The organism is Streptomyces sp. NPDC058045 (assembly GCF_042885635.1).
Taxonomy (GTDB): domain Bacteria; phylum Actinomycetota; class Actinomycetes; order Streptomycetales; family Streptomycetaceae; genus Streptomyces.
The window spans coordinates 15,001-32,242 of the sequence record NZ_JBHVRR010000039.1 but is presented as its reverse complement, the minus strand read 5'-3'; the positions used below and the strand labels follow the sequence as shown (position 1 = coordinate 32,242).

Genomic DNA, 17,242 nt, shown 5'->3' with positions numbered 1-17,242 from the left:
CTTGTTTGGATCAAGTTGTTGGAGCGGTCCTCGGCTACAGTGCGAGGATGACGATCCGTCGCATCATGCCCAACGTCGTCACCCAGGACGTCGAAGAGAGCCGAAGCTTCTACAGCGATTTCCTGGGCATGGACGTGCGTATGGACGAGCCCGGCTTCTTGATGTTGGCCTCGCCCGGTAACCCGACGGCGCAGATGACCGTGGTCTCCCCTGCCGCAGACTCATGGGACCCGCATACCGCCCATTCGACTCTGGCGGTCGAAGTCGAGGACGTTGACGCCGCGTACGCCGCAGCCGAGCGCCAGGGGCACCAGGTGGTCTATCCCTTGACCACGGAACCATGGGGAATCCGACGTTTCTTTGTTCAGGCACCCGACGGAAGTGTCATCAACGTCCACAGTCACGTCTGAGGATGAAGGATCGGGCAGACCAGAGGAAGATACCGATGATGTGGAGTCCGGCCAGATAGACGGTGGCGGTCTTCTCGTATCGGGTGGCGATCCCGCGCCACTGCTTCAGGCGGTTGATGCACCGTTCGACAGCGTTGCGCCGCTTGTGAGTCTCACGGTCGAAGGCCGGTGGTCTGCCGCCGCGGCTGCCCCTGCGTAGGCGGTGTCCGCGCTGGTCGGCGGGGACGGGGATCACTGCCCGGATGCCGCGCTTGCGCAGGTGCTGGCGGATCGCGCGCGAGGAGTACCGCCTTGTCGGCCAGGACCAGGTCCGGCCTGGTGCGGAGCCGTCCTCGCCGACGAGGAACGCGCAGGCGGGCCATGACGTCGGTGAAGGCGGGCGCGTCACCGGCCTGTCCGGCGGTGAGGTGAAAGGCCAGTGGGCGGCAGCGGCCGTCGGCGGCGAGGTGGATCTTCGTGGTCAGTCGCCGCGGGACCGGCCGATGGCATGGTCGTCAGGTTCGCCGGCCGGGGCCCCTTTTTGCGGGCCCCGGCCGCGTGCTGGTGAGCCCGCACGATCGTGGAGTCCACCGACACGGCCCAGTTGAGGTCCCCGTCCGCGTCGCCCTGGGCCACCAAAGTGGTGAAGACCCGCTCCCACGTGCCGTCGACAGCCCACATCCGCAGCCGGTTGTAGACCCGAGGCACGGTCCCGGGCGCCTGAGGGCAGGAGAGTACGGGGCCAGTGCCCGCGGACCGGCAAGTGCTGCCGCTGGGGTAGCCGTCTGTTTCAGTACTAATCTTGAGGCGACGGTTCACGTCGCTGAGGGTTTCGTAAGCGGCGGTGACGCCGGAGCGGTTGCCGACGGCTTCCTCGATCAGCATCCAGTCCTGGTAGAGGGTTTCGGCGCTGTCGTCGACGTCGAGGCCCTGCTTCACGGCGTCTCGTGCTGCGTCGAGGTCGGGCAGTGAGGCGGTGCGGTGCCAGGTCGCCTGGGTATGCGCGACGTCGGTGATGCGGGTGAGCATCTCCTGGGTGCGGGCGGCGGCCCAGGTGAGGTCCGTGCCGCCGAAAGGGCGTCCTTGCACGAGGTCCAAGGCGACTGCAGGCTGCAGGTACCGGTCGTGGGGCCAGCGTTCAGGCCACGTTCGGCGATAGTAAGCGCTTCTCCAGCAGGTCTGCGGCCGACCGCCAAGGAGGCTGCGGCAGTTGATACTGACCTCATGAACGACGATCAAAGGTCGAACACCACGTACACCGCGCCTGTCGGCTCGATCGACATGCACGCCTTCGACAAGGACGGCGCCGCGTACGAGATCTGGCCGTGCCACCACTGCCATCCCTGGCATGGCGAAGTCGTCCTGGACGAAGGCGAGGTCATTGTCCGGGAGTGGCATGCCATCGGCTGCCCTGCCTTTCAGGAACTGCTTGAAGACTAACCGCCGAACCCGCCGCATCCTTCAGCAGCACCGCCGCCCCAGCCGCCGCGTCCCCATGCCCGAGGGCAGCGGTGAGCGACAACTCGCTGCTGTAGCGCTCGCTGTAGGCGTACCCATCGCCCGCGAAAGCAACGGAGGCCAGCCGCCCACACACAGCGTGCGGCTCGCCGCGAGCGGGTACGTGACACGCTCCTGGGCCAGCTGCGCACCGTCGTCGACCGCGGTGGAACTCAGACTCCGGGCTCCCGCCCGTCCGAGTGAACCCGAGGCGGTGTCGCCGGCCTGAGCCGGTCACCGGCGGGATGATGGGCGGTGGCCCGAGGCGGGCCCCGTTTCGACCGCCGCCCGATCCGGCGTACCGGAACGCAAGGAGCGTGGCATTGCACCGGCCTGCACCACGGAGTCACACACAGCAGTTCGTCAGTGTTCATTGACGTGCCGGGTCGGGCAGAGGCGCGTCAGGAAGGCACTGCCGTGAGCGACCGCTCTTCGTGGGAAGCCCGTAAACTCCGCTACTGGTCCGAGTGCAGTGGGCAGTCCCGCCGCGCTGCCCTTCGCATCAACCACCCGGCGCCCGCGGCCTCGTCGGCACAGGCACGGCTGGAGAGCCTTGTCCTTGAGCAACTGGGCACCACTCCGGGCCTATGCGCCCACTCCTTCGGTGTCACTTCCCTGAGCAGTACCGCCACGTCCCTTACGTTGTACCTCGACGCCTACATGGGCCACGAGCGGTATTCCTTCCCCGAGTACTGTCTGAGCCGGCTACTGCCCGCGGCTCCGGCACCGGGAAGCGGCGACGAGCCGCACGGGATCCCCGGCCTGCGGATGAGTGGCATCGACAGTCGGCATCTGCACCTATGCATGGTGAAAGATCCTGGGCAGACAGCCACACTCGTACTCGCCTTGCCCAAGGGACTAAGGGAGAACTGGGCGGACATCGAGTGCCGGCACCGGCGCTGGTGTGACGACAACGGTCTGCGGCCACTGTGGACAGCCCCGCAGCTCGACGGCGTGGAATCCAAGTGCCGCAGCGTCTATTCCAGTCTCGAAGGCGCCCGGGCCAGGCGGGCTGCGGTGGGCAGCGGGCTGCTGCGACGTATCGCGCTCTTCCATACCGTCACCGCCTTCTACCGGGTCCAGTGCTGGGGCGACGCCGACAGCTGGAAGATCGACGCTCGCACCGCCCATCCCAGGGCACGCTGGCACGACCAGCTCCTGCAACGACTGTGCCACCCACGTTGGGGGCTGCCGGTTCGCGAGTCCCACCGCTTCTGCCGCTGCGCCGAACCGGACACTCCCTTTCGCTGGAACCACACCTGCGACTTCTACTTCGATGGCCGCACCACGGGCCACGATGACCCTATCTACCTGCGCGTTCACGCCAGCCCCGAAGGGCACGACTACGACCGGCAGATCGCAACACTGCACCAGGTCGGCGCCCCAGCGGACTGGATGGCCCGTGCCTTTCCCCAGCAAGCAGTCCAGCACCATGACCGGCATGGTCAGGTGGAGCGGACGCGGTAGCAGATCGTCTGCCACCGCACGAGAGGACGCCGTGCATGCCAGGACCGAACCTGCTGCCGCCAGCAGCCCCCATGACCGCCGAGGCTCTGCTCGTCCGCTGGCCCACCGGCGCGCAAAAGGTGGAACTCCTCCACGGCGTGCTCATCTTTGTCGGCGACTTCGACGAGCGTGACCTGAGGACGGCGAGGCGTACCTATCCTGGCCGTCGCCCGTGCTGAATGCCGACGGCGGCCTGGAGGTGCATCCGGCCCGAGCGGGTGATCCGACGCCTCTGCTCGCGTAGGAAGGCGGGGGCCATCACTGCCCTTGTGCAGCCGCCCTGGAGCGGAACGCTGGCCAGCGCCGCTGTCAGTGGCCACCCGTGTCTTGCTGAGGGCACGGCGCGGCTGAACGGCTTGGTCACATAGTCGCCGCCGCCCGCCGTGATCCCGGGAGCGGGAGCCTTTGATGCGTCGCTACATTTTGCGTGCCACTTCTGTTAGGAACACTTCCGGCCCGCCCGTCTGGGCCGAGCACCGTTACCCAACGCGCGTCTGAAAGTCCGGCGCCTGTCACGGCTGCCGCACCATTCGGGATTTCCAGGGCCGGTTTGGGAGGCGGCTGAGAGGTGCCGATGGTGGTGTAGCAGATGCAGGCCATCGGATAAACAGCTCGGCCATCTTCCGGTACCAACGGGCACGTTCGGACTGATCTTCATTGAAGCAGGTGGAGTGCTTCACCCGGCAGGTCGCGTGTCGTCCCATGGATTACGCGGGACGTTTGCGCCCCAGGTGCTTGCGTAGCTCGGCGCGCATCTGTGGAAGTGGTGTGTGGGCGCCGAGCGTGGTGAGGAACTCGGGGACGCTCCAGCGGATCATGGTGCCCTGGCGGGAGAGGTAGAAGCCGACTTCGCGGATGCTGTACCGGTCGTCGTAGTCGAGAAGGAGGTATCCGGCGAGTTGCTGTACCTCGTCTCGTCCTATCAGGACAGCGTGGCGGGGTCGTGGCCGGCTTCGATGTGGCGGCGTAGCAGGTGGTATTTGCGGTGCCAGTCGGGGCCGTACGGCAGCTGCCAGTTGGAGTCGAGGGCGGTGAAGTGCTGCTCGCGGCTGGGGGTGATGAGGCCTTTGCGGGCGCGGGCGCGCTGATCGACGAGGAACTGTCCGCCGGGCGCGGTGGCGGGGATGGCGAGGTGGCCGTGGACGGCGTGGAAGGCCTCGACGGTGGCGAGGTTGGCTTGCCAGGAGGCTTCGTTCTCGTCCCAGACCATGCCCAGGGCTTCGAGTTCGGCGATCCAGTCGGGGGTGAGCGCGTCTTGGTGGTAGGCGGTGCGCTGGCCGGTGATGAAGGAGCCGAGGCGGTAGCCGTAGGCGTCCTCGTAGTCGGTGGGGACGCGCAGGTGGCCGTGTTCGGCGTGGTAACGGATGGCGGCGGCGAGGCCGGCACGGCGGGGCGCGGAGAGGACGGCGCTGTCGGAGGGCCAGGCGATCAGGTCCATCGCGCGGGCGATGTGGTCGGCGTTGAGGGTGAAGTCGAAGCGGAAGCGGCGCGCGATCAGTTGGTGGGTGTCGGTCTCCAGGCGGCGCTTGGCGTTCTTGCGCGGGGCGCGGGCGGCGATGGACTGGTCGTGGTGGCGCAGCGCTGCGGTGATCAGCCACACGGCCTCGTAGGGGGTGCCGAGCAGGTCGCTGGGTTCGGCGTCGGGCGGGGTGTAGGCGGGGATGACCAGGCTCGCCATCTTGTGGTCGAGCGTGGGGGGCTTGCGCAGGGCGCGGCCGAGAGCTTGGACGATACGGCGCACGCTCGCGGTGCGGTCCGCGAACACGATCGCGTCCACGGCCGGCAGGTCGACGCCCTCGCCGAGGACTTGGGCGTTGGTCAGGATGCCGCGGGGGGCTTTGGCGAAGCGGTCGAGGATGGTGTGGCGCTGCTCGGGGGCGTGGGTGCCGTTGATCGACTGCACGTTCAAGTGCTCTGCCCAGGAGGGGCGTTGGTTCTCGGGCAGGATGCGCAGGGTGTGGGGGAACTGGCGGGCGAAATCGCTCGCGTCGGCGATCTGCTGGAAGTAGACGATCACGTGGTGCAGGTCGTGCTCGCGCATGGCCTTGAGGACGGCCAGGTGCAGCGCGCTCGTACGGCGGGCCGTGGGACCGAATCCCGTCTGGGCGTCTTTGTCGGTGAGGAGGGTGCGCAGGTCGGTGTCGGTGATCGTGGGGATCAGGAGTTGGTAGTCGGCCAGGACGCCGTCGGCGATCGCATCGGCGTGGGAGTAGGTGTGCAGACGCGGGCCGAACACCTTGGGGTCGTCCATCGACGCGATCAGGGACGGGGCTTCCCAGGCGGGGGCGGTGGCCGCGGTGCGCTTGGGTTGCGGGCGGGTATCCGGGGCTTCGGTCAGGCGCGGGGCTTCCCACTCGTAGGGAGTCGCGGTCAGGTACAGGCGGCGGTCGGCCGGGATGCGCTGGTTGTCGTGGATCATCGTCCACTGCTTGTCCCAGGACCCGGCGGTGCGGTGCGCCTCGTCCACGACCAGGAGGTCGAAGACGGGGACCGGGAAGACCGTGTGCTGGGTCTCCTCGATCCGGGCCAGGGAGTCGAGCGTGACGAACACGGTCGCCCGCTCGCGTCGTTTCCTGCGCTGGGCGAGCCAGTACGCCAGGTACTCCCCCGAACCCGTGCTCATCGCGCCGGCGTCGGCGAGTAGCGGGTGCTTGCCTGCGTCGAGTGAGGACACGGCCATCAACGGCTCTGGGCGGCCGTCGGCGCGGGCGGCCTGGGCCCACTGGGCGATCAAGTCCCAGCTCGGCACCGCGATCAGCAGGTGGTAGGTGTCCAGCGCCTCGGCAGTGCGCAGCGCGATCAGTGTTTTGCCGGTCCCGCACGCGGAGACGATGTGTCCGCGCGAGCGGGGGTGCTTCAGGTGCCGGACCGCCGCGTCGATGGCCGCGTTCTGATCCGGACGCGGCACACGACGTCCGGGGCGGGCGGCTTTGGTGGAAGGGGTATCGGGCGGCATCGGAGCATGGATCCTCAGGAGGCGAGGGGCACGGGAGTTGGGGTCACTGGGTCTTCATCCTCCTGTATGCAGTAGGCCGCCCGGATGGGGTCGCTTCTCTCCCGGAGGAGATCCTGGTGGGGAAGTCCTCCGGGAGGGCCGGGGCGTGTGACCGTTCAGTCGTTCAGTCCCTCTTGGTCGATGAAGCCTGGGTGCTTTTCGTCGGCGCTCTTGGCGAGGTGGAGGGGGGCGGGGAGGTTGGTTCGTCCGTCCCACATTGCGGCTTGTTCTGAGATTCGGGCAGCGAGGCCGGTGAGTTGTTCCTCGTGCCATGTTCCAGGGTGGGCTACGACGTACTCGCTGCGGGTCATGGCGTGGAACGGGGCGCTCATTTGGGCGAGTTGTCCGCTGGGCAGAGTGCGGCGGGTGTGCTGGGTCCCGGTGCGTTGGCCGCCTGCGTGTTGGCGTGATTGACCGGCCAGCAGCCACGAGTTGGCGCCGCCGTGGTCGGAGCGGTAGAGGATCTTTTCGGGCATGACGGGTTGCTCGGGGTTCTTGGGGAGCTTGCCTCCGCCACCGATGCGTCGGGATGGTTGTGGGGTTCCCTGCCCGTTGCCGATACGGACGACTGAGATGTCCCAGCCTTGCGCGATGAGTTGTTGTCCCGGGATCCGTGGGTCGCCCAGTCTTTCGTTGGACAGGCCGGGCCAGATGCCTTTGCGCTGTTCGGTGAAGACGATGATGGGATAGCGCTGGGTGAGGGCGGCGAGGGCCCGGTTGACGTAGTCACAGACGTTGTCGGGGCCCTTTTGTTCCTTGCGGAGGTGATGACCCTTTTTGCCGATGGGGCCGGCGTGGTGATGTGCGCGGGCTCGGGCGAGGCGCTGCCATCCTTGGTCGCTGTACATCAGAGTGGGCCAGTACTCGTCTTCGCCGGGTGTGATCCGCATGGCGACGAGGGTGACGGCCAGGACGGCGGCGCGTTTGGGGCGGCCGTTGGTTTCTTCGAAGCGGTGGAGTCGGGTCCATAGTCCGACGGCGACGGCTTCGCGGTCCAGGGCGGTGTCTTTGGCGTTGCGGTGGAAGGTGGCGGCGGCGAGGCGGTTGTCGATGATGCCGGAGTCTGATTGCAGGCTGCCGAGGGCGATCTGGACGGCGTTGTCGTCTTTGTAGTCCACGGCAGGGTCTGGCAGGCCTGCTTTGCGGGCTTTGGAGCGTTCTACGCGGTCGCGCATGTTCATCCGGTAGGGGTCTCCGGGGTCGGAGTCCATGGTGATGAACTGGGAGGGGATGCCGCGTTCGGCGAAGAGGGCTTTGAGGGCATGTTTGGCGTCGGTGAGTCTGTTTTCTTTCTCCTGGTCGGTGAGATAGCGGGTCTCGCACAGGGCGGTGACTAGGTCGCGTTCGGTGGAGCGCTTGAACCAGGGCAGGCTGTTGAGGATCAGGGCTCGGTCCTGGTCGCCGTGGCGGACGAGTTCCGGCAGGTGCATGGCGACTAGTTCGAAGCTGGGGGCTATCTGGAGCGGCTTCTCGTCGGTGAGTTCGGCCAGGGCGGGGAGGTTGTAGTCACGGGCAAGTTGCCCGAGAACCCGTCGTTTCCACTCTGCCGACTCGTACACGACGACGGTGCGCAGCGCTGCGATTTCGGCACTTGCCAGGGCGGGAGCGATCTTGTCGGCCGGTACGTAGGGTCGGAAGTCGGTGGTGGGTTTGCTGATCCTGACGCTGGTGGCCTGGTAGGTGACGGGTGCTTGGTCGAACACTCGGGTTGCGTGTTCCTCGAGCTTGGCGAGGAACATCGCGCCGGCGCCTTTCTCGATCGGGTGTTTGCCGGTGCGGTGTACGCCCCGTACCTCGCTCAGCTCGTCGAGGTTGGTGGGCGGTTCGGGCAGGCGGGCGACGCCGCAGGCTTCGACGATCTGTGCGGTGGCTCCGTAGTAGTCGACCGACTTCGGCTGCATGAAGCCGTCCGGTCCCTTTTCCCAGCGGGTGCGGATCGGGGCCTTGAGGATCACGTCGGGGTTGACGGAATGCCGCACGAGGGCGTTGCGGATCCCTTTCCAGTGGTTGGCAACGCGTGAGATGCGTGCCGACAGGTGGGCGACGAGGGTGCGCCCGCCGGGTGCTGGTTCGACTTCGATGTGGATGCGTTCCATCGCGTAGCCGACGATCCGTCGGCGCTTTCCGCTGTCTTCGTCGATCCATGTCTTCTCGTGGGTGAGCGGGGATTGCCAGGCGAGGAGGTCGCCGTCGGTGTCGAGGAGGAAGGGCAGCGGTTCGGGGAGTTGGTCGTCGATGGGCATGGGCTGGCGGGCCAGCAGGTTCGCCAGGTGCCAGCCCGCGACTCTGAAGGCCCAGTACGGGCCGGTGATACGCCCTTGGGTATCACGCTGCAGGATGTCGGCCAGTGCGTACGGGCCGCCGGCTTGGATGTCGAGCAGGGGCGCGAGGGTGTTGTGCTGCTCGTGGCCGGGGATGCGGGTTTCCCATTCGCGGACCAGGTTGCCGATCATGAGGGGGTCGAGCGGGCCGGGGGTGATGAGGAGGGTGCGCCTGGCCCAGGGGCCGTTGAATGCCGGGCGGTTGGGGTCGGTGAATACCAGGCGTTCTCCGGTGACGGCTCGGGCGGCTGTCTGCAGGGAGGCAATCGGCTGGAGGGCGTCCTTGCCCTTGGGCTTGGGCAGCCGGTTCCAGGCGGAGGGGAACTGCTCTGGCTGGGGGGAGACGTACACCTTGCCCAGCAGCCGTTCGTCCATGGGGAAGGACAGGGTGAAAAGGCTCTGGTCGCTGTCGGGGTTCACCACTGCGGGAACTCCTGTTCTTCGTCCGGTCCCATGGCTGAGGAGGCGTGTTCTGCCAGGCCCAGGAGGGCGTCTGTCATCGTCGTGCGGTAGATCTTGTCGATCAGCGGCATCTCCCCGCGTTCGGTCCACTCCGAGCGCAGTTGGCCGAGGAGGGCGGGGAGTGTGGAGTGGGAGGCGGTGTCGGTGAACGCTGCGTCCAGGAGGCGCAGCAGACCGGGGTCACCGCCTCGGCGGGTTCGGCCGCCGAGCTGGATGAGACGGGTGAGGATCTCTGCGACGACGGCGAGCTTGACGTCGGTGCCCAATGTCTTGAAGTAGCCCTGGCCGCTTCGGATGTCGTCGAAGGTGTGGCCTGCCTCGAGGCGCAGGCGCTCCAGTTCGGCGGCTGGGTCTGTTCCCGGTCGATGGTGGCGGTAGGCGATCGAGTTCACCACCGACAGCAGCACCGGCGGGTCTTCCATCACCGGGACCGGCCGGTTGACCAGGCATGCGACATGTAGCAGGGAGCGGCCTTGGCTGTCGACGATGTTGAGGCCGCGTTCGACGCGGGCCATGGGGGCGATGAGGTAGCGGCATCGTCCGTGGCCCACGCTGTAGGGGAACTGCTCGAGCCGGTCGCTGGGGATGGGCACCCAGCCTGGTGGGTTGCGTTCGTAGGACGCCATGTCCTTCGAACGCACAGCAACGCATATCTCGGCGGGGGCGATGGCTGCCGCGATCATGCCTCGGGCGATGGCCGGTCCGGCGTCGTACGCGGTGGGAGCGAGGAGGGCGTAGGCGCGGTGCGCGGTTTCGGGGTCGGCGGCTACGGCATCCAGCTGCGGCGGCAGGTCCCGCCCGATGCTGCGCCCCATGGCTTCGTAGGAGCGTTCCCGGTATTCGCCGTCGGTGCCCGAGACAACGATGTTGGCTCCGTTGTCCTGTCCGGGCTGCAGCTCTACGGTGAGGCTTCCGTTGACGTCGTCGGGCACGTACCAGCTGGGCTTTTGCAGGATGTGGTGGCGGGGGGCGTAGGGCATGTAGGCGGTGGCCGACATGCCGATCACGGCGCGGTGGGTCCCGGTGTGGGCGAGTGCGGTCACGTCCCCCAGGTAGGCGATGTGGGCGTGGGGGTCGCCGACGTAGGACTTGAGGTGCAGGGCAGTCTGGCGGCGGTCGGCGGGGTCGAAGGTCTCGGAGAACGCGAACAACGGTCGGCCCATCGGCCCGTAGGGGGCGGCTCGCCAGGGAACGTGTGAGGCGACGGCGTCGGCGAGGTCGTTCGTGGCGGAGATGCCGGCACCTTGGAGGGGGCCTGCGACGCTGACGATGCGGTGCAGGATGCTGCGCATCTCTTCCAGGTAGGCGCGGCGGGCGGAGAACAGCGCGAGGGGGTGGAGCCGCTTTTCGTCGCTCTCCCCGGTGATGGCGGAGAAGGCGTCTTCGATGAGTTTGAGCGTGGCGTGGTTCAGTCTGTCCAAACCGCCGGACAGGTCGGTGATGGAGGACAGCAGTTGGCGCAGTTCGGCCAGGCCCGGGACCGTGTCGGCGAACTCAAGGGGGCCTTCGCGCCGGTAGAGCTGGCTGACGGCCTGCATCTGCTGCGGGCTGGGCCGCTCCCCTGGGGGAAGACCGAAGATCCGGGCTGCGATCATGCCGTCCCACCGCCTGGGCACGACCATGCTGCGGCGTTCGCGGTCGGGGTGGATGACGCCGCCCACGAGGTGGGACACGTACGACTCTGCCAGCCACATCAGATGTGTGATCAAGGGGCGCAGGTGCTGCTCGACGCTCATGTCCAGGCGGTTGCAGTGCTGTCTGAACTGGGCATCGAGATCCCGTACCGGCGTGTTGGAGGATCCGTCCCGGGCGAGGAGTACCTGCCGGGCGGCGCAGTCGAATGCCAGTGCTTGCAGCGCGTCGACTTCGTCGATGATCACTAGGTGGCTGCGGTGCAGCAGGAGCTGTTCGGTGGTCATGTTGCGGCCCGGGGCAGGGCGTCCGCGCAGCGGGGTGTGGATGTGTCCGCTGAGGAAGTTGGCGTGATTGGTCACCAGGATGTTCGCCGTGGCCGCGGCGCGGTGATGCCGGAACTTCCCGCAGGTGCCGCGCCACGGGCACGCGTACGTGGTGCGCCCGCCGGAGCCGTTCGCCTTGAGCTGGTCGCACGGTTCCTGACCCGGCGACCATGAGTCCACCGCCGTCGATGAGACGGTGGCGTGGGCGGTCAGTGGGCAGCTGTAGGACATCTCCCGGTACACCCAGGAGCGGTAGGCGGGTTCGTCGCGCGGGTTGCTCGCCGCCTGTTCGGCCAGCTCCTGCATGGAGGCCGGGGAGATGATCGGAGTGACCTGCGCCGTGACTCCCAGGTCGTGAAGGTCCTGGCGCAGCCGGTGCACGCAGGCCAGTACTTGGGCGCTTTGCGGAACCACCAGCGACATCACGAGGCCGGCCTGCGCGCACCACAGGGCCACCAGCTCGCTGAGCACGTTCTTGCCCATGCCGGTAGGAGCGTGGAAGACCCGCAGCGGGCCGGCAGCGGCCCGCAGTACCTTCCCTACCTCCGCGCCGTCTTGGCCGCGGGCGTACTGGCGGATGTCGGCGACCGCCTTGCGCCGGTAGGTCTGGCCGCGCCGCTCGTCGAGCCGCTTCGCAATGCTTTCCAGCTCGGCGAACGGAATGGTGACCTCGTCCAGCTCCGGGGCCGGGCCGAGCGTGTGCACCGCGGCGGCGGCCGGGGTGCCCTGGTAGTCGAGGTGGTAGACCACGTCCACGATGCGGCCCGAAGGGCTCAGCGCGTCGCGGATGCGCAGATCGGAGACGTAGCTGCCGGGCTGCGCCGGCTCGGGGAAGCCGGGGGTTTTGGCGGCGTTGTGCTCCAGCTCGTCGAGCAGGGCGTCGATGCGTGCCTCCGGGTCCGCGCTGGCGAGCACCAGTACCTGGTCCTCGCCCTCTGTGTCGGCGAACTCTGTTGCCTCTCCGCTTGTGAGGAGCGCGGCTGCCTCGTCGACGAAGACCGTGCGGGAGGCGAGAAACGCCGGCCGTTGCCGCAGCATGCGTGTGATCCGTACCTGGTCCGCATCCGGCAGTTTGGGCCACGCGTCCCACAGGTGCATTTGTCCCGTGGTGAGGAAATGGGCGTCACGCAGGTCGACGACGTGTCTCCAGGCCGCCTGGTCCTCGCGCGCACGGTTGGGGAAGAGCCGTGCGGCCAGCAGCACCGCCACCCTTACGGTCAGCGGACCGCTGACCGAGTGCTTGCCTTTGCTGGCCGACGTCATGCGGACTCCCCCTTGAGACGCTTGGCCATCGCGGCCTTGAAGCGGCTCACGGTGAACACCGTGTAGCGGCGGCCATCCGGCGTGTGCAGCGGATCGAGTCCGGCCTGCAGCGCGTTGACCTGGCTGCGGTGGTGGTTGGGGACCACGACGATTTCCCCCGTCGGCGGGCGGTCGATGATCGTTTGAGGGTCCTTGTGGTCCTTGACGTCCACCCGGCCGCTCCAGCCGTCCTCCAGGTAGACCCCGATGTCCCATTCGTCCATGTTTTCCCAGCACTCGACCCGCACCCCGGGCTGGCGTTCCAGCCACTGCATCAGCTCCACCTCGACCAGGCCCGGGCAGGTGATGTAGCGCCAGACCGGCCAGTTCACGCACAGCACTCCCTCCGCCCGGAGGGCCGCTGTCTTCGAGCGGGTGCTGATGCCGGTGACGCGGGGCGGTCTGCCGCCTGGGGCGCTGTCCTGAAGAAGTCCGAACCGGCCTTGGTGCGAGGGGTACTCGCAGCGCAGTTGCCCGCCGCGCAGCACCATGGGGTAGGCGCACTGCGGGCACGGCCACCACCAGGAGGCATCCCGGCCCTGGAAGACGCGGTCTTGGGGGATGGCCTCGTAGACGTCCATCCGCGGAGCGCGGCGGTGGGAGTACTCCTCGATCAGGGCCTGCTCCGTGCCGCACGGCACCTCGGTGAGCATCGCCCGGGCCGCTTCGTACTCGGCTTGGCTGCCGGAGCGGATCTGCCGGAAGGTGGCCCGCTCCGTCTGCTCCGCGGTCTGCCGAACCCACGCCGGCAGCCAGGTTCCACCCGGCTCGAACCGTCCGTCGTCCCGGTAGAGGGCTTCCAGGTAGCTCATCCCGGCCTCGAAGGCCTGCTCGGTCAGCTCGTCGTCGTTCTCAAGGACGACGAGATCTCCCATGTCCTCGGGCAGACCGCTCCAGTTCAGCGGCATCCAGTCCCGAAGCTGCTTCGGAAGGCAGTCGATCATTTCGGACGGTGTCGCGGGTCCGGTCCCGATCGGCAAGCAGGCCAGGAGGACTCCGTGCATGCGGGACAACTCCCGCCAGGCACGCTCTTCTTCGTTGCGGTGGATCCAGGCGGCTCCGGCCCGCAGTACGGCCGTGACGGCCCTTCGTGCTGTTGCGTGTTCGCCAGAAGGCATGACGCAGTACCCCTTCCATGCCCCACCAGTGGTATTCGGGGCTCATCCAGACGGGTTAGCGCTGTGCATCCTACTCACAGGGACTGACATCCACGCCGAGTTCAGACAACTTGCCTCAGATGACCGCCTCTTGACGTTTTGACGATCAGTGGCGAAGAGCGGTGAGGCAGGTGCCGGGCGGGCTCTTGACTCTCCGTGTGCGAGGGTGCTGCCTGCGTCCGGGTGCAGCGTCGTAGCCGCAGGGCCGATGGTCATCAGGTGGTTCCTCATGGCGCGGCCGAGACGTCGAGGGGCGGGTTCGCGGGAATCAGCAGTACGGCCAGTGGATTCCTTGTCCCTGGCCTCTGATCGCACGCCACTCAGGGACGGGGACCCGGCCGGCGGCTGCGTAGATCCATCCTTTGTGGTGGTAGACGTGAGTGATGATCGTGTCGAGGGCGTGCCAGTCTGCGTGATGCCCGCAGGCTCTGCACCGGTTCGGGTTGAAGCTGCGGCCTCGCTGCCGGGCAGGCCGGTCGTGCAGTTGTGCTGCGACGTCTGCGGTGTCGCCGTCCGGTGCTGCAAGGATGCGGCGTGCCATGGCGACGGCTTCGGGGAAGTCCGTGGTGGTGAACTCCTCACCACGCGGTCGGTATGTCGGCAGTAGGCCGAACACCCACCACAGGGAGAAAGAACACTGCTTGCACGGCGCCTCGTATGCCAGCACGTCTACCTGTAGCGAACCCACCGGGATACCCCCTCTTTGCAGAGCGATCCTGGCACATCGTTGCGGTGGGATCAGGTTCTGGCAGGGGGGTTACCAGTAGAGGAAGTCTGCCCCGTAGCGGTCGAGTCCGGCTACCAGGGTGACAGCGTCATCCGCCACTTCCCGGCGCTGTTCTGGTCCGCGGACATGGTCGGCGGTGTTTGTCTGACCTGTGCGGTATCTCTCGGCGAGGCGGCGGAAGGTGGCTGAGGGGTGGAAAAGCGTGTCCTTGGGCGGGTTTTTGTTCACGAGTGCGTCAGGAAGGCCGCCGTGTACTTCGGAGGTGATCCAGAATGCCCAGTCCACCAGCTTTTTCACCGCTTGCGCGTCCTGTGCGGCGCAGTTGAGCAGGAACGTCCGGCAGTCCTCACATTCCTCTACCGTCGCGTAGTAGAGCTCGTCTGCCACGACATCGCTCGGGTTCGCCAGCAGCACCGACGGTGGCGAAGATCGTGTATCTGCGTCGGAGTGTGTGTGGACTGCGCTGGTTGCGGTCTCTTCCTCGGCTTTCTCGGCAGGTTTGCTGCTCGGCATCGCGGCTCCTTGCTTCTCATTGTCGTTCGTCGGTCGGGGTGGGGTGGGGCGGTCTTCTTGTGGTTGGTGGGTCAGCACCATCGCATGTCCAGCGCTTGTAGGGCGTTGATCTGCTGGGTGGTGAGCCGGGTGACGTTCCGGCGCCGTTCGGACAGCCAGCGGCGTAGTAGGAGTGGGGGATCTTGGTCGTTGCCTCGGTAAGTGGCGGGGACTGCGAGGTGTTGGTGGGCGCGGCGGAACAGGTAGGCCTCCCGCAGTCCTTTGTGGAAGGCCCAGGCCGAGTATCCGCGGGGGCGGCGCAGCAGGTACGCGAGAGGGTGGCGCAGGGGGATCTGGCCGAGGAGTTCGTGCTGGGTGGTGGTGAGGTGGGGTAGGGCGGTGATCTGGTCGGCGAGCCATTCGCTGTACGGGTTTTCGGCCTGTTCCGGGCCGTGGTCGGGGAAGGGCACTGTGTTCCGGCGGGCGGCGGCCAGGACGGCGGCGTAGGTGCGGCGCCACCGCCCGGTTTTGTCCCAGTGGCTGTTCCACCAGGGGTAGATCTCGGTGAGGGCGCGGTGGTAGCAGTAGGGCAGTTCGCGGCGGCCTGCTTCGGTGCGGAGCCGGGAGAGCTGTGCTCCCAGAGGGATGCCGCCGTGGGACTCGTCCTGGGTGGGGACGAGGTGGCCGTGCCGGGCTACATAGTCGCGTGCCACGTCGAGGGTGAACTGGATGCTGGTGCGGGAGTGTTCCCATCGCATGTCCAGTTGGTCGAGGGCGTCGGCGCGCTCCGGCAGAAGCATGCCGTGCTGGTTCAGGCTGCGCTGCGTGCCCAGCCACCAGCCTAGGTAGAAGCCGTCGTCGGTGCGGTGGTGGTCGGGGACGTTTACGTGTCCGTGTCGGGCGTGGAAGGTTTGCGCGTGTTCGTAGGCGCTGTCCCAGATCTGGTTGGGGGCGGGGGTGTGTTTGGGGTGGAGCAGTTCGATCAGTTCGTCGGCGCGTAGCGGGCGGGCGGGGGTGTAGGGGCGCAGGGTGCGGTCACCGCCCAGGAAGTGGATGCGGTCGAAGACGAGTTCGTCCCAGATGCTGAGGCTGATGAGGATTTGGTGCAGCAGGTGGAAGCTGGTGCCTTTGACTCCTTCTTCGAGCTGTTGGTCCGGGCTGAGGTAGATGGGGACGATGATGCGGGCGATCTTTCCTTGTCCTGGGATCTGGCGCAGGGCTCGTCCGACAGCTTGGAGGATCTGGATCGGGCTGCTCTTGGGTTCGGCGAACAGGATGGAGTCCAGGGAGGGGATGTCGACTCCCTCGGTGAAGCAGTTGCAGTTGCTGAGTACTGCCCGGCGCGGAAGATCCTCTCCAGCGGGGGCGTGGGTGGGGGTGTCGATGAATTCCTGGACCCGTTCGCGGCGGGCGACCGAGCCGGTCTTGCTGTGGACCACGTTGCTGACCAGGTGGCAGCGCATGTACGTCGGTATGAACTCGGCGGTCTCGGTGAGGGTTTCGGCGTAGACGGATGCGTCGGCGATGTAGGTGTGGAAGGTGAGGGTGCGGCGAAGGTCGTAGAGGTGCTGTGCGTGCAGGAGAGCGATCTGTGCGGCTGCCAGGCGTAGGCCTTCGCTGGTGGCGTCGGTGCGTCGGGTGTTGCGCAGGGCTTGTCTGAGGTCGTTCTCGGTGACTTCGACGGCGACGATCTCGTAGTCCGCCAGTAGTCCTTGGGCGATCGACTCGGCCAGGGAGAGGCGGTAGACGACGGGCCCGTACAGACGCGGGTCGTCCATGGAGGCGATCACGTCGGTGCCAAGGATGTCTTCGCCCGCGTTTGGGGCCAGAACGCGAGGGGTGGCGGTCAGGTGGAGGCGGTGGCGGGCGGGGATGAGCGCATCGTCCAGAACGTGCGCCCAGGTTTTGTTGCCGTCGCCGGCGGTCCGGTGGGCCTCGTCGCAGATCATGAGGTCCCAGCGGGCGAGGTGATGCTCGCGGTGGGCTTCTTCGACCTTGTCCTGCGAGTGATAGGTGCACAAAACGTTCAGCGGCCCGAAAGCTGCTGCCCGGGCAGCGTGGTGGGCCAGTTCCTCGGCCGAGGTGACGCGCAGGAGACCGTCGGGCACCGTGCCGACGCCGTCCTGACTGCAGATGGTCAGGTACAGCCCGCGGCGGCCCTCGCGATGCCAGACCTGTGCGGTTTGGTAGAGCAGTTGGATGTTGGGGGCGAAGAGGATCAGGTTGCCGTGCGGGGTGATGCGGTGGGCGACGTGGAGGGCCACGTGGGTCTTGCCGGTGCCCGTGGCCATCACGACGCTGACGCGGGCGTGGTGGTCGAGGAACGCGGAGACCGTGCTGCGGACGGCGATGGCCTGATGGCCACGCAGCGGGGTGACGAACGGGTCATCCTGGTCTTCGGTGAGCTGGTCTTCGGATACGGACCCGAGCATCGGC

At 67.3% G+C, this 17,242-nt stretch carries 9 protein-coding genes and 1 pseudogene; 3 read left to right on the top strand and 7 right to left on the bottom strand.

Annotation, left to right across the window (positions count from 1 at the left end; genetic code table 11):
* Positions 1-47 precede the first annotated feature (47 nt).
* Positions 48-410 (top strand): VOC family protein, encoded by a 363-nt coding sequence (locus ACFVST_RS21865; protein WP_390154510.1) that lies wholly within the window; start codon positions 48-50, stop codon positions 408-410.
* Here the strand turns inward: ACFVST_RS21865 and ACFVST_RS21860 are convergent.
* Positions 388-1,130 (bottom strand): annotated as a pseudogene (locus ACFVST_RS21860) (IS5 family transposase); the annotation flags it as partial. The gene ACFVST_RS21865 and the pseudogene ACFVST_RS21860 overlap by 23 nt on opposite strands.
* A 483-nt stretch (positions 1,131-1,613) precedes the next feature.
* Here ACFVST_RS21860 and ACFVST_RS21855 point away from each other — a divergent pair.
* Positions 1,614-1,829, top strand: a complete 216-nt coding sequence (locus ACFVST_RS21855; RefSeq protein ID WP_390154507.1) for a hypothetical protein — start codon at positions 1,614-1,616, stop codon at positions 1,827-1,829.
* A 699-nt stretch (positions 1,830-2,528) separates the two neighbouring features.
* On the top strand, positions 2,529-3,353 hold the full coding sequence (locus ACFVST_RS21850; RefSeq protein WP_390154504.1) for a hypothetical protein: 825 nt from the start codon (positions 2,529-2,531) through the stop codon (positions 3,351-3,353).
* A 961-nt stretch (positions 3,354-4,314) separates the two neighbouring features.
* Here ACFVST_RS21850 and ACFVST_RS21845 read toward each other — a convergent pair.
* From ACFVST_RS21845 to ACFVST_RS21820, 6 genes are all read right to left on the bottom strand, one after another.
* Positions 4,315-6,348 (bottom strand): Helicase associated domain protein, encoded by a 2,034-nt coding sequence (locus ACFVST_RS21845; RefSeq protein ID WP_390154502.1) that lies wholly within the window; start codon positions 6,346-6,348, stop codon positions 4,315-4,317.
* Positions 6,349-6,503: 155 nt separating this feature from the next.
* Entirely contained in the window at positions 6,504-9,128 is a 2,625-nt protein-coding gene (locus ACFVST_RS21840; protein WP_390154499.1) for an RNaseH domain-containing protein, read from the bottom strand.
* On the bottom strand, positions 9,125-12,337 hold the full coding sequence (locus ACFVST_RS21835) for a hypothetical protein (protein WP_390154496.1): 3,213 nt from the start codon (positions 12,335-12,337) through the stop codon (positions 9,125-9,127). Before ACFVST_RS21835 ends, ACFVST_RS21840 begins: the two co-directional genes overlap by 4 nt.
* Before the next feature lie 50 nt (positions 12,338-12,387).
* The gene (locus ACFVST_RS21830; RefSeq protein ID WP_390154493.1) at positions 12,388-13,548 is read right to left on the bottom strand and encodes a hypothetical protein; all 1,161 of its coding nucleotides are present in this window, start codon (positions 13,546-13,548) and stop codon (positions 12,388-12,390) included.
* A 796-nt stretch (positions 13,549-14,344) separates the two neighbouring features.
* Complete coding sequence (locus tag ACFVST_RS21825) at positions 14,345-14,827, bottom strand: hypothetical protein (RefSeq protein WP_390154490.1); 483 nt, start codon at positions 14,825-14,827, stop codon at positions 14,345-14,347.
* A gap of 71 nt (positions 14,828-14,898) precedes the next feature.
* The gene (locus tag ACFVST_RS21820) at positions 14,899-17,238 is read right to left on the bottom strand and encodes a Helicase associated domain protein (RefSeq protein WP_390154487.1); all 2,340 of its coding nucleotides are present in this window, start codon (positions 17,236-17,238) and stop codon (positions 14,899-14,901) included.
* Positions 17,239-17,242 lie beyond the last annotated feature (4 nt).

Coding starts and splice junctions, on each gene's coding strand:
- ACFVST_RS21830 (WP_390154493.1), bottom strand. CDS start 13,548: ATGCCTTCTGGCGAACACGCAACAGCACGAAGGGCCGTCACGGCCGTA.
- ACFVST_RS21825 (WP_390154490.1), bottom strand. CDS start 14,827: ATGCCGAGCAGCAAACCTGCCGAGAAAGCCGAGGAAGAGACCGCAACC.
- ACFVST_RS21845 (WP_390154502.1), bottom strand. CDS start 6,348: ATGCCGCCCGATACCCCTTCCACCAAAGCCGCCCGCCCCGGACGTCGT.
- ACFVST_RS21820 (WP_390154487.1), bottom strand. CDS start 17,238: ATGCTCGGGTCCGTATCCGAAGACCAGCTCACCGAAGACCAGGATGAC.
- ACFVST_RS21855 (WP_390154507.1), top strand. CDS start 1,614: ATGAACGACGATCAAAGGTCGAACACCACGTACACCGCGCCTGTCGGC.
- ACFVST_RS21865 (WP_390154510.1), top strand. CDS start 48: ATGACGATCCGTCGCATCATGCCCAACGTCGTCACCCAGGACGTCGAA.